We start from the raw sequence: 19,253 nt of genomic DNA on the forward strand, positions 1-19,253 counted from the left end.
GTGCTTGTCCTTGTCGAACTCGGGAGCGTTCTTGATCTGCTCCTTGGTCCGGTCGACGTAAATCTTCTCGTCGTTCGCGTCGATCCGGCTGATCGTGCCGGCCGGCAGGAGGACTTCCTTGCCGAAGATCCACGGGCCGGTGTCGACCACGATGTAGGAGGAGCCGACCTCGTCCGAGTGCTTGTCGACCTTGCCGATGGAACCGTCGCTCGCCTCGACCTTGTACCCCGTCAGATCCGCTCCGGCCAGACGGCCGGCGGTCTCGCGGTAACCCCAAAAATTCTCAGTCATGCGAAAACAACTCCTCCGGTCAATGGGAGACGGTGGGAAATTACTTCCCACCGGATCTCCTTTTTCCGTACTGCGTTCACGGCGGAACTCGCGTTCCGTCCTGACCTCCGCCTGCCCCGCATTTTTTCCCGTACACATCTTGATTCACATCCGGGACCGGGGCGGTCGTCGATCTTTGGAGGTGAGCAGGTCCCCTGCTGCGTCACGGCGACCGTCCCGGCACTGTGCCTATTACCCGCGATATCCGTTTTCACCCGGTAGTCGAGCGATGGAGCCCGGACATGGAGACATGGCTGTGGCCTGTCATCCCCCGACCGGGGGGTGACAGGCCACCGCCACACCACATCTGAACTGTGACTCCGCGAACCAGCTACCAGCGATACCACCGGCCGCTGCTGCCCTTCGGGCGGGCGACAAAACCGATCAGCCAGAGCACGAGGACCGCGATAGCGACCCACCAGAGAATTTTGATCGCGAATCCCGCACCGGCGAGAACCAGAACCAACAGAATAACAAGAAGCAGGGGAACCATAGTTATCAACCTCCGAGGCATCATCTGCCCGACCATGCCCCGGACATGCACACAAAAATTTCCTGTTTCCTATCGGTGCAGCCGGGAAGACGTTTCGACCGCCTTCGGCAACAGGACCCAGGCAACCTCGCAACGCTTCCGTTTAGCCCGCACGGGTGGGGTAGGAGGGGCCGCATGTTCAAGCACCGAAGTGTTCGTGCGATTGCTGTACTTGTCATCAGCTGGGTGGCCTTGACGGGCGTCGAGCGTGTGAGCGAAGGCGCATCCTGGCGGATGGCTCTGCTCAGCGCGCTGGCGTGGGCGGTCGTGATAGCCGGTGCCTGGTGGTTTGCCGAATGGACGCAGATGGGCCGCCGCACCCGAAGTGACCTCGCAGATCCGGCTGACACCCACCAGGACCCGAGCGGAAGGACGAGGAGCACCACATGACAGACCGACGTCGCAACGCCCTACGTTTCTCCGTCGGCTTGCCGCTTCGGCCGCCCTCGCTCGGCCCCCGCCTCCCGACGGGGGCCCTTGACGTCGTTTCACGCCGCGTACGGCTTAGCCGCGTCCCAGACACCACAGCCGTCTGCGCGTCTGCTTCCAGGTATCAGTCGCGCCCCGACCGGCAGAGTGGGTCCGGAAAGGGCGCCTCAGCCCGGCCGCGGCACCGGAGCCCCTTCCCGGGCGCCACGGACCCTCACGAGCGTGCCCAAGTGGTGATCGAGTCTCATACCACCAGCTCCAGCGACCTGGCCTCGCTCCTCAAGATGTTGGGCCTGGCGCCACCCAAGGAGTCGCACGGGAACCGAGCCCGCAGCGAAAACGACCGAGGCCACCCTGGGCTGCAGTAACGGGCAGCAGAGATCGAGACGCGCTTTCAAGCCGCCGGCTTCAGCGTCCGCTCGCCAACCAGCGTGGACCGGCGGCGCACGCTGCTGTCCGGGCCTCCAACACTCCGGCCCGCGCCACAAGGCCCCAAGGCCCCAAGGCCCCAAGGGAGACTGGGGACCCGCCGGACCCTGCATCGACGTCGATGTGGTGGCTGGAGCCGCTACGGCAACGAGTACAGCGCCCCCACCACCCGCGGCAGAGCCTTCGTGGGCTACGCGCCCTCGCTCACCGGGGCGCCCATGTGGCGCGACCTCACCGGCGCCGTCACCCCGGGATGTCCGCGCAACGCCTGCAGGGGCGCCGAGAAGCCCGCCGGTGGACGCGTCTACGTCAAGGTCCTCACCACCGCCGGCAGGCCTTGGCTCGGCTGCCCGGCGCCAGAGTGACTGGCAGGCGGTCCCGGGACTCCAGGGCATAGCGCCCGCCAGCCGGGTGACCGCCCGCCCTGAGACCCACCACAGAACGCCGCCCGGCAGATGAAGCCGGCAGAGGAATGGAGTCGATCACCGTCCTTTGTCCTTCTTGCCCTTCGCCTCCTGCGGGGTGGTTTTCGTCTTCGCCGCCCCCGGCGCCTTCGCCGGTAGGCGATCACCGCCCCGCTGCGACTCGGCTGTCCTGGTGGAGGCCTGGAGTTCGGGTGCGGTCGAAGGAGTTGCGATCGGCAGCGGCGGCGCGGTCGGCATCGACCGGGGCTCTGCCGGCGCGGTGCTGCTCGATGCCGCCGGCTGCTCCCAGACCGGCGCGGTGGCAGGCGTCCCGCTCTCCCCTGCGGGGATGTCGCCCATCACCAGCGTGCAGGCTCCTGCGACACTTACCGCGACGAGGGCCAACCGAGCCCCGTACCGACGGCGCTCAGCCCTGCTATGCGTCGGTCCGGGCGTCCGTGCGGGTTCAGCGCGAGGAGCCGCAACAGCGAGGGGCCGCAACGGCGAGCGGTGCGTAGGGGTATCCATCGGTAGCACGCTCCTTGCGGTGCGGGATCGCGGGGCGTGCGCGATGTCCTGCAGGCGCGAGTGGACGGCGGCGGCATCAGGACGTACCGCGGGATCCCGGCCGGTCATGGCCTTCAGCAGGCGGGCGAGGTCGCCCGGCAGCCCCCCGGGTATCCGGGGCGGATGCAGGAGGCGCTCGATGCCGATCTCCACCAGCGTTCCCTGGTACTCCTGGTGGCCCGTGAGCGCTTCGAGGAGTGTCACTCCCAGGGCGTAGATGTCGCTGGCCTTGCTCGCGCCTTGGCCAAGGAGCTGCTCAGGTGCCATGTAGGTGACAGTGCCGACCAGAGTGTCGGGTGCGCTGATGGAATGCTCGTGCTCGGTCCTGGACAGCCCGAAGTCGGCGAGGTGCGGGGAACCTTCCTCGCTGAGCAGGACGTTGGAGGGTTTCACGTCATGGTGGATGATGCCGTGAGCGTGGACATGGTCGAGGGCTGACGATATGTCGGAGCCGATCCGTGTGACCTGGACGGGGCTGAGGGGGCCGGCGTCCAATCGGGCGCGCAGGGTGGCGCCACGGATCAACTCCGTGACCATGAAGGCGCCCTGTCCGTGGCGGCCCACATCGTAGACGGTGACCAGAGCGCGGTGGGAAAGGCGGGCCAGCAGGCGTGCTTCGTCATAGAAGCGATCGGCAGTCACCGTGTCCGTGCCCATGCGGAACACCTTGACGGCCACCTCACGGCCCAAGACTTGGTCGATGCCGCGGAAGACATCTGCCGTCCCGCCGGATCCTATGGACCCTTCAAGCCGGTAACGACCACCCATCAGAGCGTCGCGTTGGGGCAGTGCTCCGTACGTGGGGGCAGGCCGGGCCGGCATAGGAGGTCCTCTTCCGCTCGCGGGCAGTACCGCGCGCCTACCCGTTGCGGGTCGCACTACGCACCGGCTCCCGGCAGCCGGACGATGGTCGAGCACGCACAGGACAGGCCTAGCGGACGAAGTCGCATGCGCAAGCCGTCCAAGAGGGACCCTGCTTGACGCCGGGGCACGCATGGGCGCCCCCTCGAGGACGCCTCGCCCCCATGCCCGCCCTCCAAATGGTGTTTCACGTACCGCGTTCCGCCCTCGCGCAGCAGGAATTCGGCGTCAGAGGGCATACCTGGACCGGGTATTATTGCCGGCGGCTTGGAACATCGCCCGCAGGCGGTGGTACGAGCCTTTTCCACGCGGGCTCGCGAGCCAGGGGCGGACGGTGAGGAAACGGTGATCGCGCAGGGGAGCAGGGAGCGGCCGGTCCACAGCCTTGGCCATGGGGATCACGTGTGTCTGGCGTTCGCCGACGATTCCGAGCAGCGCCGGGTGGTCACCGCCTACGTATCCGATGGGTTGAAGCGCGGTGAGCGAGTGATGTATTTCGCCGACCGGCAGAAGCCCGCCGTGGTGCTCGACTGGCTTCGGTCGACGCAGATGGATCCGGACGCCGCGTTGTCCAGCGGACAGCTGCAGGTGGTCACCGCCAGCGACGGCTACCTGGTTTCGGGGCGTTTCGACGCCAACGCGATGGTGGCCACCCTGCGGCAGGAGATGGCAAGCGCTGCGGCCTCTGGTTTCAAGGGATTCCGGGTCAGCGGTGAAATGAGCTGGGTTCTGCGTGAGATCGCCGGCGCGGACGAGCTCGCCTCATACGAGAGCATGGTCAACTCGGTCTTCGAGGGACAGCCTGCTTCGGCCGTCTGCCAGTACGATGCCCGCCTCTTTCACCCCGCTCAACTGCAGACCTACGACCACTGCCACCCGGGCACCGTGGCACTCTCCCCGCTCTACGAGGACGAACTGCTGCGGATCGTTCCCACCTTCGAGGAAGGGGAACGCACGATGCGTGTGATCGGCACCGTGGACTACCGCACCACCGACGCTTTGGCTGCGGTTTTGGAGGCCACCCTCGACTGGTCCGGGGACGTGCGGGTGGACATGAGTGCGCTTGAGTTCATCGACCTGGCCGGCCTGCGCGCTCTGGTGCACACCGCCGAGCGATACGAGCCGGGCCGCCACATGCGGGTGGTGGAACTCGCCCCACTGCTGTGCCAGGTGATAGCCGTGGCCGGCTTCGACCAGCAGGACGCCCTGGTCGTCACCTCCCCGGGAGCCTCGGCATGAGCAGCGTGATCGACGTGACCGCCTCGCAGCCCGAGCGGACCCCCCGGTTGGTGCACCAAGGCTTGGTCTACGGGTCCGACGAGGCGTTCTTGGCCGCGACCGTCCCGTTCTGCCTGGACGGTCTCCAGCATGACGAGGCAGTGCTCGCCGTCACCACACCCGCCAACATCGACCTGCTGCGTCAGCAACTCGGCAGTGCTGCCGGCGCAGTGCAATTCATCGCAGCGGACGACTGGTACCAGACGCCTGGCAGCACCCTCGGCGCCTACTACCGCTACGTCGACGAACGCACAGCCACTGGGCGTCATCCCCAGGTGCGCGTGATCGGTGAGCCTGTCTGGCACGGCCGCGACGCGTTGGAAACCGACGAGTGGACCCGCTACGAGGCCGTCATCAACCTCGCCTTCGCCCACTGCCCGGCATGGATCGTCTGCCCCTACGACACACGGACGGTCCCCGACCAGATCGTCGCCGACGCCCGCCGTACCCACCCGCAGCTGGTGACCGGCCCGGCTGCAGAAACAAGCGGTCACTACGTCCCTCCCCAGGGCACCGCCTGGCATCGGCACCTGTCACCGGTTCCCGCGCCGAGAAGCAACGCCACGATGGGCTTCGGCACCGACTTGCACCACGTGCGCTCGTTCGTCGCCCGGCATGCCGTGCAGCTGGGGATGTCCCCTCAGGGGGCGGAGCGTTTGGCTTTCGCCGTCAACGAAGTGACCACCAACGCTGTTCGGCACGGCGGAGGGCGCGGCGAAGTCTCGGTGTGGCGTACGGGGCACAAGGTCATCTGCGAGATCAGCGACCCCGGCCCCACTCGCTTCCCTGCCGATCCCGGGTGGACGCTCGGCTACCTGCCACCGGATTCCGGTCTGCCCCGCGGGCACGGCTTGTGGACCGTGCGCCAGTTGTGCGACCTGGTCGAAGTCCACACCGGCGCCCCGGCCACGGTCGTTCGCCTCCACCTGAACCTTTCCTGAATCACCCGGCAGGTCAGTCGGCGACAGCGAACGTCTCGTCTCGGTAGTGCCGTCGCCCCCGGATACTCACTGACCGCCCCTCCCCTCGGCCGCGATCCGCGGCCAGGTCCGGGATGACCGAGTGCTCTGGACAGATCGGAGCTGGTGCGTCGTCCGGTCCCGCCCCTGGCCAGGCCAGGCCAGGGGCGGGACTGGCCACGGGAATCGGGACCCGCTGCCCGGCGTTGTCCCCCATATGGGCGATGCACCCCGTTACGATCATGAAGAGCTCGACCCGTCCGCCTTCGCGACGGCACGCGCCCGCCTCGCGGCCGACCGCGACGACACGCTTGATCGGGTGGCCGCGCTGGGGCGCGACTTCGACGGGATCGTCGCGGCGAACGCCCTGGTCGCGGTCGACGACGAGCACGACCCCGAAGGGGCCAGCACGGCCTTCGAGCGTGCCCACGTGGCCTCTCTGATGGCGCGGGCGCACGACCATTTGGACGAGCTGGACCAGGCGCTGGGACGGCTCGAACGCGGCGACTACGGACAGTGCGAAGGTTGCGGCGCGACGATTCCGCCCGAGCGCCTGGAGATCCGGCCGGCCGCGACCACTTGTGTGCGCTGCGCCCGGTCCGACCCGCGCCGTCCCTCGCACCCCACCTGACGGCGGCGGCCTCTCGTCGGTCGGTTGCCTGACCGCCTGACCGCCACTCATGCTGTCGCCGCGTCCACGAGAGACGGCACTTGGCAGTTCTGGTCGGACGCACGGGTTCTTCAGCGAGCCAGGAACTCGTCGAGAAGCTTGTCGAGGTCGAGGAACTCCTCCCCGGCAGCGACGACTGCGTAGGTCTCGTCCAGGAAGCCCCTCAGCACGGGGGCATCCACAAAGACAACGGCATTGCCCTGCTGATCGGCGCTCCGGCCGATCATTTCGACGCGGAGTTCATCGCGGCCGGACCCCTTGTCCGGGCGGAATGCGACGTCGCCCTCCCCCACCGGACGGTAGAGCCCCTCGGTCAGCATCTGCCGGTCGAAGTGCCACCGTGCCAGGACGTCGGAACCGTCCAAGAACTCCGCCTGCACCACGTACGGGTCTCCGCCGTCATACGAAAAGCGGGCAAGAAAATACACGTGGCCCGTCGCCGTCTCGAGGTGCACAACGATCAGAGCAGACACGCAGGACATTGATGGGCCTCCAGAATGGGCTGACAGCTACGGGCGTGTGCCCCGATCCGCCCCCACCACACTGGGCCGATCGGGGGAACCGCGAGACTGCAGGCTTTGGAGACCTCCAAGTGGAGATCTCGACGACGACGCGGCCCGACTGGGCCTCAGTACGCGGTCGTGCCCGTCCTTCGTCGCATGTGCACCGCATCCCCGACGGCAACAGGGTGCGGACCCGATTCTTCCCCCTGTTCGACGACCGGTTGTCCCCCAGGTTCTTGGGCGGCCGATGGCAGCAAACAGTGACAAGGTCCTAGAGAGTCCCCGTTTCCCTCCGCTTCCTTGTGAGGAATGTTGTCGCCCTTGATCCCGCAGGACCCGGGCTCGCTGAAAGAACTCCTCGCGCGTGAGGTCGCGGCCCTGCGCAAGGCCGTCGCCAGTGCCGCAGGTGTGCGGCCGGACGAGGGAGTGCCCGCGTCCGCCCCGGCGGACGGCACGCCGCAGGCGTGCGCCTGCGGCGGGGGCGACGGCCCGGGGCACTCCTGCGGCGACGGGGCGGAGGGCCACGACCCGTGGGCATGCGTGTGCGCCACGCTGCCCGCCATCCCGGTTTCCGCGGCACTGCTCGTGCCCGTCCGCGACGACGCCGGCCGGACCGTGGACTTCACCGTGCGGGCGGGGAACCACGTCCGTCCGGCCCGGTGGCTTGAGTCACCCGACCGGCACGTGGGCAGCAGGCTGCGGGACGTCCAGCCGGGAGCCGCCGCCGGCGGTCTGGTCGACGCGCTGGCCGGAGTGCTCCGCTCAGGGCGCGCCCTGAAGGCGCTGGCAGTGGACTACACCGAGCATCGCGGGGACGGCCTGCACCGCACGCAGTTGCTCTACGAGGCCGCCTCCTGCGGGGACAACGTACTGGCGACCTGGCGGCCCGCCCACAACCGTGCGGAGCTCCTGTCGCGCGACGCCCAGTACATCGCGTCCATGGGCTGGGGCACCTGGGACCTGCTGTCGGGGGACACCACCTGGTCAGAAGGGCTGTGCTGGCTCTTCCGCACCGATGCGACGCGGCCCCTGTCGCTGCCGGACCTCTGCGATGCCGTTTTGCTGGAGGACGTACCCCGTTTCGGGAAGCTGCTGACAGGTCTGCTCGACGGGGAGGAGCCGCCCGGGGTCGAGGTCCGCTTCAGCGTGTTCGGCGAGATCCGGACCCTGCACCTGGTGGGCCGCCCCGTCCTCTCCACGGACGGGCTCGTGTGGTCGGTGCACCTCATCGCCCGCGACCTCACGACGCAGGTCCGCAGCCGGCAACGGCTCGCGGCGACCCGGCGCCAGTCGGAGCAGCTACGTGAGGAAGCGGCCGCCGAGCGGCGGGTGGCCTCGGTGCTGAGGGAGGCCCTGATGCCCACCCACTCGGCCGAGCTCGCCGGGCTCGGGCTGTCCGTCGCAGCCGCGTACGTTCCCGCCGAATCGGAGGCCGCCGTCGGCGGCGACTGGTACAAGTGCCGCCTGCTGCCCGACGGCCGGGGCCTGCTCGCCATCGGCGACGCCTGCGGGCACGGCTTGGGCGCCGTCGCCCGGATGGCGCAGCAGCGGCACGCCCTGGCCGGCCTCGCTCACGCGCCGGGAACCCACGCCGGCCAGCTCACCACCTGGCTCAACGAACTCCTGTGCGGCGACCCGGCGGCCCAGACCGCGACGGGAATCATCGGACACGTGGACGCCCAGCGGGACTTCCGCTGGGCCTGCGCAGGCCATCCGGCACCGCTCCTGCTGCGCGACGGCCGAGCGACGGCCCTCGACACCGGCCACCGCGGGCCGCTGTTCGGCATGCTCCCCGGCCACGAGTACGCCACGGCGACCCTGGCACTCCGGCCGGGTGACCTCCTGCTGCTCTACACCGACGGCATGGTCGAACGGCGCGGGGAGGACATCACCACGGGCATCGATGCCCTCCTCGCGGAGCTGGTGGCGTGCGACGGCCTCACCGCCCAGGATGCCCTCGACCGCATCATGGCCGCGTACACGCCGGAAACCCATGAGGACGACACCTGCCTGCTGGCCATCCGGCTGGACTGACCACCCGGGCGTGCGGGTTCACGCGGATGCCGTTCATGGTCGGGGCCGCCTCACAGGTTCCGTAGCGCGGCAGGAGTTTCGCCTCGGCCCACTCCAGGAACGGTTCCTGCCGGTCGCCGCCGATCTGGACGAGGGCGACCTCGGTGATCGGTTTTGTTGGTCCGGAGCGAGCGGCAGGGCCCTTGCCGCCTGGACCGAAGCCTTCGGATGGAGCTGCCGGCGAGCGGCGTGGTCGCCACGTGGCCCGGTCCGGGCGCGCGCCGGGGTGGCAAGATGACGCGGTGTCCGACTTTCTGCATGAACTCTGGCTGCGCGGCGTCGCCTTCAATCCGGCGGCGCCCTCCGACGTACTGATACGCCTGATGGATCAAGCGGCTGGTGAGCTCAGCCAGCTGATGTGTAAGGACCGCGACCTGCCCGACGCAGTCATCGACGCAGCCCTGCGCCACACGGAGCGGCGGATCCGGGGCGCGCTCGCCCGCAACCAGCACGTAGACCCTTCGCGACTCGCGCCCTTGGCAACGGACCCGTCGGGACTCGTCCGCGCGCAGCTCGCCAACCCCCACCTCCGCCCCTGGCCCCGCTGGGTCCGACCGCTGCCGGACGACATCCTCGTCGCCCTCCTGACCGCCCAGGAGGGGGGCGAGGACGGCAAGGTCACCGCGAACGACATCATCGGGGAGCTCGAGTCGTCCCGGCAGATCCCGCTGTCCTTCTTCCGCTCCATGGCCGGCCGCGAGGACCCCGCACTCCGGATACGGGCCACGTGGCGGTGGAAGTCGCTCACCCCGGCGCAGCGGGCGGGGCTGCTCGACGATCCGGACCCCGCGGTCCGTGAAGCGGCGCAGGACAGCAACTGGGAGCTGGACCCGGAACGGGTGGAGGCCGAGCTGCCGTCCATCCGTCCGAGCAGCAGGCCGTTCGTGCTCGGCAGGTGCGCTCTGTCGCCCGCGCTCGTCGAACAGTGCTTCGCCGCCGACACGGTGCACCCCCTGGCCCGGAACCCCCACACTCCGACCGACGCCGTCGCCCGGCTCGCCCGGCATCCCGAGGCGAAGGTCCGCGAGATGGTCGCCGCCCGGCCCGACCTGGGACCCGACCTGGTAGCGGAGCTGAGGGAGGACCCCGACGAGGACGTGCGGATGCGCGCACGCCTCCACCCCTTCCCCCGCGCCTGGGTCGAGTACGACATGATCGACCGGGTCATCGGGCACAGTCCTGAATGCATCTGCCCGATCAGTGAGCCGGACCCCGACCCGGCCACCGTGCCGTCGCCCGACTGGTTCGCCGCCTGCGCGGTGTCCGGGGAACCGGTGCTCCGCCGGGTTGCGGCGAGCTGGTCCGGCCTGCCCGCAGCACTCGTCGGGACACTCGCGCAGGACGACGACGAGGAGGTCCGGATCCGGCTGGCCTGCAACCACCCATTGGCTCCGCCACACCTGCTCCTGGACGTCTTCGTCACCCGCCCGGAGCACCGTTCGGACCTGCTGACGCTGCCCGGCTTCCCGCGCACCGGCCGGACCCACCTCATCGGCCACCCGGATCCCGAGGTACGCGCCCTGGCCGCAGCCGATCCCACCCTGCCCGAACCTCCGGTGGACGACGTCGACGAGGCGGTGCGCCGGGCCGCCGCCGCCAACCCGCGCCTGACACCGGGAGCCCTGGAGACCCTCCTTGCCGACCCCCGCACCGCAGAAGGCGCCGCGGCCAACCCGTCCCTCCCCGTAGCCCGTATGCACGCACTCCTCGACCGCTGCCTCAACGGAGCCGCCACCCCACCGACCGCGGCGGGCCGCCGAGAGGCGACGCCCGCGTAGCGAGCACGGGCAGGGCAACCTCTGCCCGCCATCGGCCGACGCCGACACGCCAGACAGGCGTTTTCAAGTCTCGGCTCAGGCACAAATTCCGTGAGGACGATCAGTGGGGTTCGACCTCGGTGACACAACGTCATCTGAGACCTCGTCGACGGTCAGGACGGGGTTACCGGAGCGGTCCTTGTTCGTCGATGAACACGGTGGGCGTCGACAGGAACACGTCGGCGTTCACGGGTCCGTAAGCGATGTTGAACGTGTCCAGCCAGTACGACCAGCCCCGGATCCCCAGTGCACTGCTGAAGCGGTAGTTGAGCTGCCAGCGCACCCACTGGCCAGGGATGAGTCGGACAGCTGGGGGCCGCCGCTGTCGAGGCGGCAGGGCAAACAAGGACTGCACTCGGGGAAGCACGCGCAGCCGACCATCTGGCTCATGGAGCTGGACATCGACCTTGCTCAGGTCTTCCCGGCTGTCATTCGGCTCGAAGCCGTCGCGCTCATGCATGCGAATCACATGCGCGAAGGAGGCCTCATCATGCGAGAGAGCGAAGCCGGCCGGGACCGCGTTCCTGCGCGAGGCGGCCTCTCCTCCCCGGGACTCCTTCGTCCAGGACGTCCGTATCCACTGGACGGTTATCCCCATTTGCGTACCCCGCCGAGTCGTCGAGGGACTCACACTATGTGCCTCTGAAGAATCACTGGACCTGTCTGGCGGTTACTGGCTGTGCTGTCGGGCGGGTGGCGACCCGATCCTGTCACGGCAGATGATCTCGGAGCCAGGATGCTCACGCAGCCAGCCGGCGAGGGTCAGCGGCGTCGCGGCCGGCAGCAGGTCGAGAGGCTGTCCGGTCTCGCAGTCGATCAGTACGGTGCCGTAGTGCTGTCCACGACGGGTGGCGAAGTCGTCGACTCCAAGCACCTTAGGGACGGTCCAGAGGGGGCCGGGCAAGGCCATGACCGCCCGTAGGGGCGTCGTCCGACTCACCCCTGCGTGCAGGGCGGCGCCGAGACGGCTTCCGGCCCGGCGTACAGACGCCGCACGGTCAGCTCGATCAGCACCGGCCGATCGCCGACCGGTGTGTCGGCGAGGCGTCTTCCGTACGTGCTGTGGACTCGACTGGACACTGCCGCGCAACCGGGGCAGGCCACCCCGATCTCCCGGGTTCTCGCGACCAGGCGAACCATCCCGCACTCGAAGAGCACACGCTCCACGAGTAACGCGCTGAGGTGCGGAAACAGGTCACCGACGAGGTCATCACACCGCACCACGGTCCCAGATGACGCTACGTCACCGACACCAAACCCGTTGATCGTCCTCACGGAATGTGTGCCGTCTTGTCCACGCCGGTGAAACCCCTGGAGCGACTGACTCGCCTGCCCCTGATCGGGCGCCGCTCCCCCGCCGGGCCCGCGCCGCGAAGTCAACGGTTCGAACTCGTCGGTGCCTGGCCGACAGGCGGCAGGTGGGGCGGGAACGGGCGGGTCAGCCGGGGGCGCCTCGGGGTCGGGTCCGGTGAGTTCCGGCTCCACGCCCTCGGCCACCGCCGTGCGGCGCGCCGACGACGACCTGAGTGCCGGCGAGCACGGCGAACAACTCCGTGACTCCGGACATGGCCGGGTCCCGCCCCTCCGCCAGGTCCCTGTCGATCGAGGCCTCCGCCGACAGCGGCCAGTGTCCGGCCGCCGGTCCGGTGACCAGCCGTCCCAGCCCGATCATCAGGGCCGCCTGCACGGGAAGGAGCAGGAGCGGTCTGACACCGCCCACGGAGGAACCGCAGCTTCGCTTCATGGATGCCTTCCGGCCCTCGACGCCCCTGTCAGAGTTCGGCGCGCGTGGCGGACTGGGCAGCGCGTACGGCGACGTTGGCCGCGTCCTGTACGAGCGGCGCCGCCGCACCTCCACCGCCGGTCAGGGTCCAGCCGCACAGGGCCGCCCAGACAAGCGCGGCCGAGGCCGCCTTGGCGCGCTCGGTCCGGTGGGGCAGGAAGGTGCCGAAGAGCAGCGCGTCCCCCGCGTCGATGGCGACCCGGGACAGTACGGCCGTGCGCAGCGCGCTGCCTGCGGGGACCACGACCATGGCCGCGCCGATGACGGCGTCCCGGACGCCCAGCGCGCGGATCAGCAGTGCTGAGGAGCCCTGTTCTGCCAGGCCGCAAGGGCGGGCCAGCACCTCGGGTCGGCAGGCGACCGCCACGCCGTACCCGAGGGTGGCCACGCCCATCACTCGTGCGGCTGTGGTGCGCATCAGCGATCACTCCGTTTCATTGGTTCCGGTTCATTGGGTCCCGGTCCATCGGTCCCGGTTCATCGGTCCCGGTCGGCCGACGGCTTCGGGTCGTGCGGGCGATCCTGCTCCTCGCGGCCGATGCCCGGGCGCTTCCGCTTGGCCTCGTGTCCGCCGGCATCCGCTGCGTCATCGCCACCGACGGGACGCCGGACGACGGCTTCGTCGGCCTGCCGGCGGGCCTCGCGGTCGCCGCTCTCCCCCTCGGCCTCGGACGGCGTGGTGCGCGGGTGACGTCGGGAATTCTCGTCGGTTGTCATCTCGTCCTCCTTGGGTGGTGCCATCTTTCGGCGACTACCCCGTGCTGTCGCCCTCAGACGCTTCGCGCCCCACCTCGGTCTGGCCGGGGTGGCCGCAGCCTCCGTGACGTCGAGGGTCGACGCGGGCGGCCGCCATGACCGAGTCGGCCGTCACCGGCGACGGTCAGCATGGCCGACTTCACGGAGAGTGAGCTGCCGCAGGTGGAGAAGAGCGCGTGGTCCGCCCCGACAGCGTCCGCCATCAAGGCCTGCGCCTCCTCCACGATCCCGTGGGAGGACGTACGGTCGTCCAGGCCACTGGTGGCGAGGATGTCGGACCGGACCGCCACCGATTGCGCGCCTCAAGCGGCCGGAGGGTCCCGGCCCGCCACGTCGGCCGCGGCGTCCTGCGCTGCGGGGAGCGCGTCGCCTCGGTCGTCGTACGCGGTGGGACGGCGGTCGGGGTCAGGACGGAGGGGGGGAGAAGCCGTCGACGCTCGCCGGGCGGTCCTGGCCGACACCTCGGCGCCCGCCCTGTACCGGGAACTCGTCGGTGAGGAACACCTCCCGTCCCGCCTGGTGAGGGACCGGGAACGCTTCCAGTGGGACTTCGCGACCTTCAAGGTCGACTGGGCACTGACCGGCCCCGTGCCCTGGACGGCTCCTGGAGCCGACGGCGCCGGCACCGTCCACATCGCCGACGGCGTCAACGGCCTCACCCGCTTCGCCTCGCAGATCGCCATGGGACTCGTACCGGAGGAGCCGTTCGCCCTCCTCGGCCAAATGACCACCGCGGACCCCACCCGCTCCCCGGCCGGCACGGAATCCGCCTGGGCCTACACCCATGTCCCGCAGGACATCACCGCAGACGCCGGCCCCGACGGCACGTGGGACACTCGCGAGCGAGAAGCCATGGCCGACCGCATCGAAGCCCAGGTGGAGCGCTTCGCACCCGTTGAACGCCGCACGGGCAGCCCTGCGACATCGCGGAACGCACACCCTGCTCCACCGCGCCCAGCACATCTGAGAGCCCTGTCGCACAGCTCGTACGTCGTCCTGCCCCCGCGCAATGGCCGACCGTCCGAAAGCGAGTGGTGTCCGGCCGTCGACCGCGTGTCCCTCGGAGCAGCGGGTACGCGTGCAGCATGCCCCCCTCCAAGAATTCCCGCGCCCCGTGGCACGACAGCACGTTGGGGCTGCTGGCCCATGGCTACGCGTGGTTGCCCAACCGGATGCGCGACAGCGCCGACGGCACGGTTCGTACCCGACTGCTGGGACGGCCCACCGTCGCCCTGCGCGGCCCGGACGCGGTCGCCTTCTTCTACGACGAGAAGCACGTCGTACGGACCACGGTCCCGCCCAACCCCGTCCTGGACACCTTCTTCGGCCAGGGCGCGGGCGCGGTCCACACCCTCGACGGAGACGCCCAACGGGTGCGCAAGGCAATGTTCCTCGCCCTCCTGAAGGACGGCACGGGAGTCGCCGAGCTGGGCGGGCACGTAGGCTGGCGGTGGCGCGAAGCAATGGCAGACCGGCAGCAGGAGCGTGTGGTGGTCTTCGACGAGGCCACCGAAGTTCTCGCCCGGGCCGTCTGCGACTGGGCAGGCCTGCCCCTCTCCGACGCCGCGGTCTCGGAGCTGGCCCGCGACTGCGCCGCCATGGTCGAGGGCTTCGCCACACCGGGACCGCGCCGCCTGCGCGCCCGCCGTGCCCGCCGCCGGCAGAAGCAGGTCCTCTCCGCGCTGATCACCGATGTCCGTCGGATCCCGGAACCGGAAAGGAAGAGTTCGCCCCTGGAAACCGTGGCCTGGCACCACGGGGCGAGCGGAAAGCTCCCGGCCCCCGAGACCGCGGCTGTCGAGCTGCTCAACATCATCCGACCCACGGTCTCCATCGCCTGGTACGCCGCCTTCGCCGCCCACGCGCTGCACCGCTGGCCCCTGCACCGCGATCTGCTGCGCGCCGACCCCGAGGGGAGCCATGCCGAGGCGTTCGCCCACGAGGTACGGCGCTTCTACCCCTTCGCCCCCTTCGTGGGAGGCCTCGCGGCGCAGGACCTGACCTGGCACGGGGAACACGTCCCGAAGGGCACCCTGGTCCTGCTCGACCTGTACGGGCAGGACCACGATCCCGCCCTGTGGGAGCGCCCTTACCGGTTCGACCCGCACCGGTTCACCAGCCCCGACACCTCCCCGAACCTCCTGCAAAACCTCACCCCAAAGGGCGGCGGGGACCCCGCCCTCGGCCACCGCCGCCCTGGGGACGACATCACCGCCACGGCCCTCGCGGTCATCGCGACCGAACTGGCGCGACTCGACTACAGCGTCCCCGACCAGGACCTCACCATTCCGCTGTCCCGGATGCCCACCCTTCCCCGCAGTGGTTTCGAGGTGCGCCTGAACTGATCACCCGGTTACGTCTGACGGCGGGCTACAAGCGGTCGTCGTGGCGGCCGGCCCGCCGCCTCACGGCCGGAGCCGACTCAAGGCCCTACCTTCATCTCCGCGCACCTGGTGACGACGGACGCCAAGGCCTGCCCGCTTGAGTGCAGGCCAGCGCTGCACTCGGGCGCCGTTCCCTCGTTCCTGCAGGTGAGCGATGGCTTCCCGGACCCGCTCGACGTCGCCGTGGTGCCTCCCAGCGCCTTACGCACGTGCTGGTACAGGACCTCTACGGCTTGCTCGGCCGAGGTCTCCCGCATCCTGACGGGTTTCAGCAGTGGGCCCCGTCCAGGCCGGAGCGGCTGGCTCGCCAGGCGACGCCCGTACGGGCCGACAGGACCGCATCCACACCTGAAGGGGCTCGCCGGTCGTCGCAAGGTCCCCCACCGACATGCGCCCCAAGGATCCCGCACGCAGGATGGGTACGCCTCCCGGCCCCCACCGTCAGGAACCGATCCCATGCCGGCACGATGCGCGCAAGAGCGACGACGGCACGCGCTCGCCCGGCCCCTCCCAGCCGGGGAGCGCTCCGACAACGGCGAGTGCGCGTGATGTCGAGAAACTCGCCGCCGGAACACACCCCGGACGGACGCTACGTCGTCATCGGCGGCAGGCGCTGGCGTGCCACCGACCCGGACCTCCCCGCCGATGCCGCCGCACGCCTGCGTGCTCACCTGATGACGGCCCGGCGTGCCGTCGGCACCGCCCTTCGGGCGCACGACGAGGAGGCAGAACGCGAAGCCAGGCGCCGCGTGCACACGGCGAAGGTCGCCCTCGGCGAACGCGGCACTCCGTGGTGGGACCAGACCGACTCCGAACGCCGGACACGGTGGCTGGACGGACTCGCGACGCTGGACCGGGGCCACGGTCCGCGGTAGGCCATGTGACGCGCCCGCTCGGGTGCGGTCACCCCGCCCATTCCTGGACCAGGATGACGACGCGGATGTCACAGGTCCCTCAGCCGCCGCGGGCAGCCCTCAGCCGTGGGCGCAGGGGGGGCTCGTAGGGCACGTTCATACGCGGGGTGTGTGTCCGGGGCCGTCGTCGTCGGGGGTCTGCCAGGAGTCCTGGCGAGCACGTGCCTCCGGGTTCTGCTCAGCGGGGCGGGCGGGGGCCCTGCGCCGGGCGTTGCGTCGGCTGCCGTACCAGAAGGCGCCGATCAAGAGGACAGCCACCACCACTCCGATGATGATCAGGAGCAGTGAGCTGATGGCTTCGGCCGCGAGAGATTCGGTAGCAATCATGCGTAGCCCCTACCCGCGATCGGCAAGTTTACGAGGCGACTGCTCCGTATGGCGGCAGGCGGCGGTCGCAGTCGCGGGACGAGACGATGGTCGAGCTCCCAAGCGCGAGCGCTTCGGCGACGTCCTGGCCGTCGCGCTGAAGACCGTCTGGTACGTCGAGGACGACGGGGTGGTCGAGACCGGCAAGGTGATGCTGTTCGTAGGACCCCGCTTCGTCCTCACGGTGCGGCACGGGTCCGTCGACCCCTGCGTCGAGCCGCGCGCGGCTCGACGCCGATCCGGACACGCTCCGCTTCGGTCCCTGGGCTGTCCTGCACGCCGTGCTCGACGTCGCCTTACCGGTGCCATCAGGTGGCTGCGCAGACCTTCGCCGTCGAGGATGCGTGAGCGGCGCAGGAGATCGCGCGTGCCGCGCAGGTTGAGGGTGCTGAGCCAAGCCAGGCCCGGATGGCGGGCTCGCAGGTGGGACAGGGCTCGAGTGTCCAGGCCCGTACCGAGGAAGAACGCATCTATGTCGACGCCGGTGATCACCGCCTCGGCACACGTGGGATGTCCGTGCATGCCGCGCGCGTACCCCGTGATCCGCGCACATGCTCGTGTACAGCGACGGCATGAGCGGCGCGTTGCCGGTTCCAGGGAGGGGCCGCACGTCTACTCCACTTGTAGATCGTGATCTTGCCGGTCGGAATGGGTGACCTGATCAGGGTTGCGCCGTCGGCCAGGCGGTCAGTGCCAGTTCGACCGCTGCGGTCAGTTGGTGGGCGGTAGCGCCATCTTGGGCTCGCTGCGAGAGTCCCTGGAGGATCGTCGCGAAGTAGTCGGCGAGGGCTCGGGGGCTGGCTTCGGCGGGCAACTCTCCGGCCTGCTGCGCCTCCCGCAGCCGGGCCTCGAACCCGTCCACGTTCTTGTTGCGCAGGTCGCGGAGGAACACCCGCACCTCCGCATCCTGCGGAGTGACGTTGGTGGCGGCGCTGATGGCAAGGCAGCCGGCCGGGTGGGCGGGGTCGGGGTAGATGACCGCGGCCTCCCGGAGGATGCGCGCGAACGCCCCGTACGCGGTGGACTCCTCGCAGAGCGCCACGCCCGCGAAACTGCCTACAGGTGACCGGCCGTAGGCGTTGACCACTTCCTCGAACAGGGACTTCTTGTCCCCGAAGGCCACATACAGGCTCCCTGAGCGGATCCCCATCGCCGCGGTCAGGTCCCCGATGGAAACGCCTTCGTAGCCTCGCTCCCAGAACAGGCGGGTGGCCGCGGTCAGCGCTGCTGCACGGTCGAAGGTGCGCGGGCGGCCGCGCTTGGGTGTCTCAGCCATGCGTCACATTTTAGAGTGCTCGACCAAGAAATCGCGCTAACTTCTTTCTTGGTCGAACACTCAACAAATAGAAGAGGGTCAACCACCATGGATTCGCAGCGACTTGAAGGAAAGATCGCGCTGGTCACCGGCGGCAGCAGGGGCATCGGGCGAGCTGTCGCGGAGCGGCTTGCCCAGGACGGCGCTGTTGTCGCGCTCACCTACGCCCGTGACGAGACCGCGGCGCACGACGTCGTGGAGCGCATCCGAAAAGACGGCGGACGGGCCTTCGCCCTCCACGCGGAGCTGGGCCATCGCGGCGACGCCGCTGCCCTGTGGTCGGCCTTCGACGCCCAGACTCCCCACTACGCACCCGAGCCAGTCGTCGACATCATCGTCAACAACGCCGGCATAGGACGAAGCGCGGACCTGGCGTCACTGACCGAGGACGGCTTCGACGAGGTCTTCGCTGTGAACGTGCGAGCACCGTTCTTCATCGTGCAAGAGGGGCTGAAGCGACTGCGCGACGCCGGCCGGGTCATCAACATCTCCAGCGGCGCGGCTCACCTCGCCATGCCGGAGGCCATCGCCTACGGCGCCACCAAGAGCGCCCTGGACAACTTCACCCTCAACCTCGCCAAGGAGCTGGGAGCCCGGGGCATCACCGCGAACTCGGTCGCCCCCGGGATCATCGACACGGACGTCAACGCGGGCTGGCTGCGCGGCAACCCGGAGGCCGAAGCCCACGCGGCCTCCCTGGCCGCGCTGGGCCGGGTCGGCCGGCCGGACGACGTGGCCGACATCGTGGCCTTCCTGGCCTCGGACGACGCACGCTGGGTCACCGGCAAGGTGATCGACGCTACCGGCGGCTCCAGCCTGTGAGCCTTCGCCCTTGGCCGGGAGCACCCGTCGGCGACCTCCCGCCCGAGGGAACTCGCTGGAC

The 19,253-nt window shown here is 69.7% G+C and carries 22 protein-coding genes and 2 pseudogenes; 11 read left to right on the forward strand and 13 right to left on the reverse strand.

Annotation, left to right across the window (positions count from 1 at the left end):
- On the reverse strand, positions 1-291 hold a 291-nt coding region (locus ACFVX6_RS33010), incomplete at its 3' end, for a PRC-barrel domain-containing protein (protein WP_389697746.1).
- Between the two features lie 370 nt (positions 292-661).
- Entirely contained in the window at positions 662-847 is a 186-nt protein-coding gene (locus tag ACFVX6_RS33015; protein WP_389697815.1) for a hydrophobic protein, read from the reverse strand.
- A 150-nt stretch (positions 848-997) separates the two neighbouring features.
- Here ACFVX6_RS33015 and ACFVX6_RS33020 point away from each other — a divergent pair, with 150 nt between their 5' ends.
- Both ACFVX6_RS33020 and ACFVX6_RS33025 read left to right on the forward strand, forming a co-directional pair.
- The gene (locus ACFVX6_RS33020; protein WP_389697748.1) at positions 998-1,252 is read left to right on the forward strand and encodes a hypothetical protein; all 255 of its coding nucleotides are present in this window, start codon (positions 998-1,000) and stop codon (positions 1,250-1,252) included.
- 653 nt (positions 1,253-1,905) lie between these two features.
- Positions 1,906-2,085: a hypothetical protein gene (locus ACFVX6_RS33025; RefSeq protein ID WP_389697750.1), complete on the forward strand. Its 180-nt coding sequence runs from the start codon at positions 1,906-1,908 to the stop codon at positions 2,083-2,085.
- 117 nt (positions 2,086-2,202) lie between these two features.
- On the opposite strand, the gene ACFVX6_RS33030 is transcribed toward ACFVX6_RS33025, so the two are convergent.
- Complete coding sequence (locus ACFVX6_RS33030) at positions 2,203-3,687, reverse strand: protein kinase (protein WP_389697752.1); 1,485 nt, start codon at positions 3,685-3,687, stop codon at positions 2,203-2,205.
- Positions 3,688-3,897: 210 nt separating this feature from the next.
- Between ACFVX6_RS33030 and ACFVX6_RS33035 the strand changes: the two genes are divergently transcribed.
- From ACFVX6_RS33035 to ACFVX6_RS33045, 3 genes are all read left to right on the forward strand, one after another.
- Complete coding sequence (locus ACFVX6_RS33035) at positions 3,898-4,791, forward strand: MEDS domain-containing protein (RefSeq protein WP_389697754.1); 894 nt, start codon at positions 3,898-3,900, stop codon at positions 4,789-4,791.
- Positions 4,788-5,771 (forward strand): anti-sigma factor RsbA family regulatory protein, encoded by a 984-nt coding sequence (locus ACFVX6_RS33040; RefSeq protein ID WP_389697756.1) that lies wholly within the window; start codon positions 4,788-4,790, stop codon positions 5,769-5,771. The genes ACFVX6_RS33035 and ACFVX6_RS33040 overlap by 4 nt, the downstream gene beginning before the upstream one ends.
- 235 nt (positions 5,772-6,006) lie before the next feature.
- Entirely contained in the window at positions 6,007-6,420 is a 414-nt protein-coding gene (locus ACFVX6_RS33045; RefSeq protein WP_389697758.1) for a TraR/DksA family transcriptional regulator, read from the forward strand.
- Positions 6,421-6,530: 110 nt separating this feature from the next.
- Here the strand turns inward: ACFVX6_RS33045 and ACFVX6_RS33050 are convergent, their stop codons facing one another.
- Positions 6,531-6,932 carry an SsgA family sporulation/cell division regulator gene (locus ACFVX6_RS33050; protein ID WP_389697760.1) on the reverse strand — a complete coding sequence of 134 codons (402 nt, stop codon included), beginning with the start codon at positions 6,930-6,932 and terminating at the stop codon, positions 6,531-6,533.
- Positions 6,933-7,283: 351 nt separating this feature from the next.
- Between ACFVX6_RS33050 and ACFVX6_RS33055 the strand changes: the two genes are divergently transcribed.
- Together ACFVX6_RS33055 and ACFVX6_RS33060 are read left to right on the forward strand one after the other, a co-directional pair.
- Positions 7,284-8,996: a PP2C family protein-serine/threonine phosphatase gene (locus ACFVX6_RS33055; protein ID WP_389697762.1), complete on the forward strand. Its 1,713-nt coding sequence runs from the start codon at positions 7,284-7,286 to the stop codon at positions 8,994-8,996.
- A 281-nt stretch (positions 8,997-9,277) separates the two neighbouring features.
- Positions 9,278-10,813, forward strand: a complete 1,536-nt coding sequence (locus ACFVX6_RS33060) for a hypothetical protein (protein WP_389697764.1) — start codon at positions 9,278-9,280, stop codon at positions 10,811-10,813.
- Between the two features lie 163 nt (positions 10,814-10,976).
- On the opposite strand, the gene ACFVX6_RS33065 is transcribed toward ACFVX6_RS33060, so the two are convergent.
- The 7 genes and pseudogenes from ACFVX6_RS33065 to ACFVX6_RS33095 all read right to left on the reverse strand — a co-directional run.
- A complete protein-coding gene (locus ACFVX6_RS33065) occupies positions 10,977-11,450 on the reverse strand; it encodes a hypothetical protein (protein WP_389697766.1) in 474 nt (157 codons plus the stop codon).
- Positions 11,451-11,522: 72 nt separating this feature from the next.
- Positions 11,523-11,726 (reverse strand): hypothetical protein, encoded by a 204-nt coding sequence (locus tag ACFVX6_RS33070; protein WP_389697768.1) that lies wholly within the window; start codon positions 11,724-11,726, stop codon positions 11,523-11,525.
- 62 nt (positions 11,727-11,788) lie between these two features.
- Positions 11,789-11,992 (reverse strand): transposase family protein, encoded by a 204-nt coding sequence (locus ACFVX6_RS33075; protein ID WP_389697817.1) that lies wholly within the window; start codon positions 11,990-11,992, stop codon positions 11,789-11,791.
- Between the two features lie 298 nt (positions 11,993-12,290).
- Complete coding sequence (locus ACFVX6_RS33080) at positions 12,291-12,596, reverse strand: hypothetical protein (RefSeq protein ID WP_389697770.1); 306 nt, start codon at positions 12,594-12,596, stop codon at positions 12,291-12,293.
- Positions 12,597-12,624: 28 nt separating this feature from the next.
- Complete coding sequence (locus tag ACFVX6_RS33085; RefSeq protein WP_389697772.1) at positions 12,625-13,053, reverse strand: hypothetical protein; 429 nt, start codon at positions 13,051-13,053, stop codon at positions 12,625-12,627.
- Between the two features lie 59 nt (positions 13,054-13,112).
- Positions 13,113-13,352 (reverse strand): hypothetical protein, encoded by a 240-nt coding sequence (locus tag ACFVX6_RS33090; protein ID WP_389697774.1) that lies wholly within the window; start codon positions 13,350-13,352, stop codon positions 13,113-13,115.
- Positions 13,353-13,504: 152 nt separating this feature from the next.
- A pseudogene (locus ACFVX6_RS33095) lies at positions 13,505-13,697 on the reverse strand (ornithine decarboxylase); the annotation flags it as partial.
- A 35-nt stretch (positions 13,698-13,732) separates the two neighbouring features.
- Here ACFVX6_RS33095 and ACFVX6_RS33100 point away from each other — a divergent pair.
- From ACFVX6_RS33100 to ACFVX6_RS33110, 3 genes and pseudogenes are all read left to right on the forward strand, one after another.
- Positions 13,733-14,285: pseudogene (locus ACFVX6_RS33100) on the forward strand (phytoene desaturase family protein); the annotation flags it as partial.
- A gap of 191 nt (positions 14,286-14,476) precedes the next feature.
- A complete protein-coding gene (locus ACFVX6_RS33105; RefSeq protein ID WP_389697776.1) occupies positions 14,477-15,736 on the forward strand; it encodes a cytochrome P450 in 1,260 nt (419 codons plus the stop codon).
- A 587-nt stretch (positions 15,737-16,323) separates the two neighbouring features.
- A complete protein-coding gene (locus ACFVX6_RS33110) occupies positions 16,324-16,650 on the forward strand; it encodes a hypothetical protein (RefSeq protein ID WP_389697778.1) in 327 nt (108 codons plus the stop codon).
- 135 nt (positions 16,651-16,785) lie between these two features.
- On the opposite strand, the gene ACFVX6_RS33115 is transcribed toward ACFVX6_RS33110, so the two are convergent.
- Positions 16,786-17,016, reverse strand: coding sequence for a DUF6479 family protein (locus ACFVX6_RS33115; protein WP_389697780.1), 231 nt, complete (start codon positions 17,014-17,016; stop codon positions 16,786-16,788).
- A 700-nt stretch (positions 17,017-17,716) separates the two neighbouring features.
- Entirely contained in the window at positions 17,717-18,331 is a 615-nt protein-coding gene (locus ACFVX6_RS33120) for a TetR/AcrR family transcriptional regulator (RefSeq protein ID WP_389697782.1), read from the reverse strand.
- Positions 18,332-18,418: 87 nt separating this feature from the next.
- Between ACFVX6_RS33120 and ACFVX6_RS33125 the strand changes: the two genes are divergently transcribed.
- Positions 18,419-19,192 carry an SDR family oxidoreductase gene (locus ACFVX6_RS33125; protein WP_389697784.1) on the forward strand — a complete coding sequence of 258 codons (774 nt, stop codon included), beginning with the start codon at positions 18,419-18,421 and terminating at the stop codon, positions 19,190-19,192.
- Positions 19,193-19,253: the final 61 nt, after the last annotated feature.

Source organism: Streptomyces sp. NPDC058289 (assembly GCF_042880975.1).
GTDB lineage: Bacteria > Actinomycetota > Actinomycetes > Streptomycetales > Streptomycetaceae > Streptomyces > Streptomyces stoeckheimensis.

Bases quoted from the DNA above. Each gene is read 5' to 3' on its own strand.
- ACFVX6_RS33015 (WP_389697815.1), bottom strand. From the start codon at position 847: ATGATGCCTCGGAGGTTGATAACTATGGTTCCCCTGCTTCTTGTTATT.
- ACFVX6_RS33020 (WP_389697748.1), top strand. From the start codon at position 998: ATGTTCAAGCACCGAAGTGTTCGTGCGATTGCTGTACTTGTCATCAGC.
- ACFVX6_RS33030 (WP_389697752.1), bottom strand. From the start codon at position 3,687: ATGCGTGCCCCGGCGTCAAGCAGGGTCCCTCTTGGACGGCTTGCGCAT.
- ACFVX6_RS33040 (WP_389697756.1), top strand. From the start codon at position 4,788: ATGAGCAGCGTGATCGACGTGACCGCCTCGCAGCCCGAGCGGACCCCC.
- ACFVX6_RS33045 (WP_389697758.1), top strand. From the start codon at position 6,007: ATGGGCGATGCACCCCGTTACGATCATGAAGAGCTCGACCCGTCCGCC.
- ACFVX6_RS33065 (WP_389697766.1), bottom strand. From the start codon at position 11,450: ATGGGGATAACCGTCCAGTGGATACGGACGTCCTGGACGAAGGAGTCC.
- ACFVX6_RS33075 (WP_389697817.1), bottom strand. From the start codon at position 11,992: ATGGTTCGCCTGGTCGCGAGAACCCGGGAGATCGGGGTGGCCTGCCCC.
- ACFVX6_RS33080 (WP_389697770.1), bottom strand. From the start codon at position 12,596: ATGAAGCGAAGCTGCGGTTCCTCCGTGGGCGGTGTCAGACCGCTCCTG.
- ACFVX6_RS33085 (WP_389697772.1), bottom strand. From the start codon at position 13,053: ATGCGCACCACAGCCGCACGAGTGATGGGCGTGGCCACCCTCGGGTAC.
- ACFVX6_RS33090 (WP_389697774.1), bottom strand. From the start codon at position 13,352: ATGACAACCGACGAGAATTCCCGACGTCACCCGCGCACCACGCCGTCC.
- ACFVX6_RS33105 (WP_389697776.1), top strand. From the start codon at position 14,477: ATGCCCCCCTCCAAGAATTCCCGCGCCCCGTGGCACGACAGCACGTTG.
- ACFVX6_RS33110 (WP_389697778.1), top strand. From the start codon at position 16,324: ATGTCGAGAAACTCGCCGCCGGAACACACCCCGGACGGACGCTACGTC.
- ACFVX6_RS33115 (WP_389697780.1), bottom strand. From the start codon at position 17,016: ATGATTGCTACCGAATCTCTCGCGGCCGAAGCCATCAGCTCACTGCTC.
- ACFVX6_RS33120 (WP_389697782.1), bottom strand. From the start codon at position 18,331: ATGGCTGAGACACCCAAGCGCGGCCGCCCGCGCACCTTCGACCGTGCA.
- ACFVX6_RS33125 (WP_389697784.1), top strand. From the start codon at position 18,419: ATGGATTCGCAGCGACTTGAAGGAAAGATCGCGCTGGTCACCGGCGGC.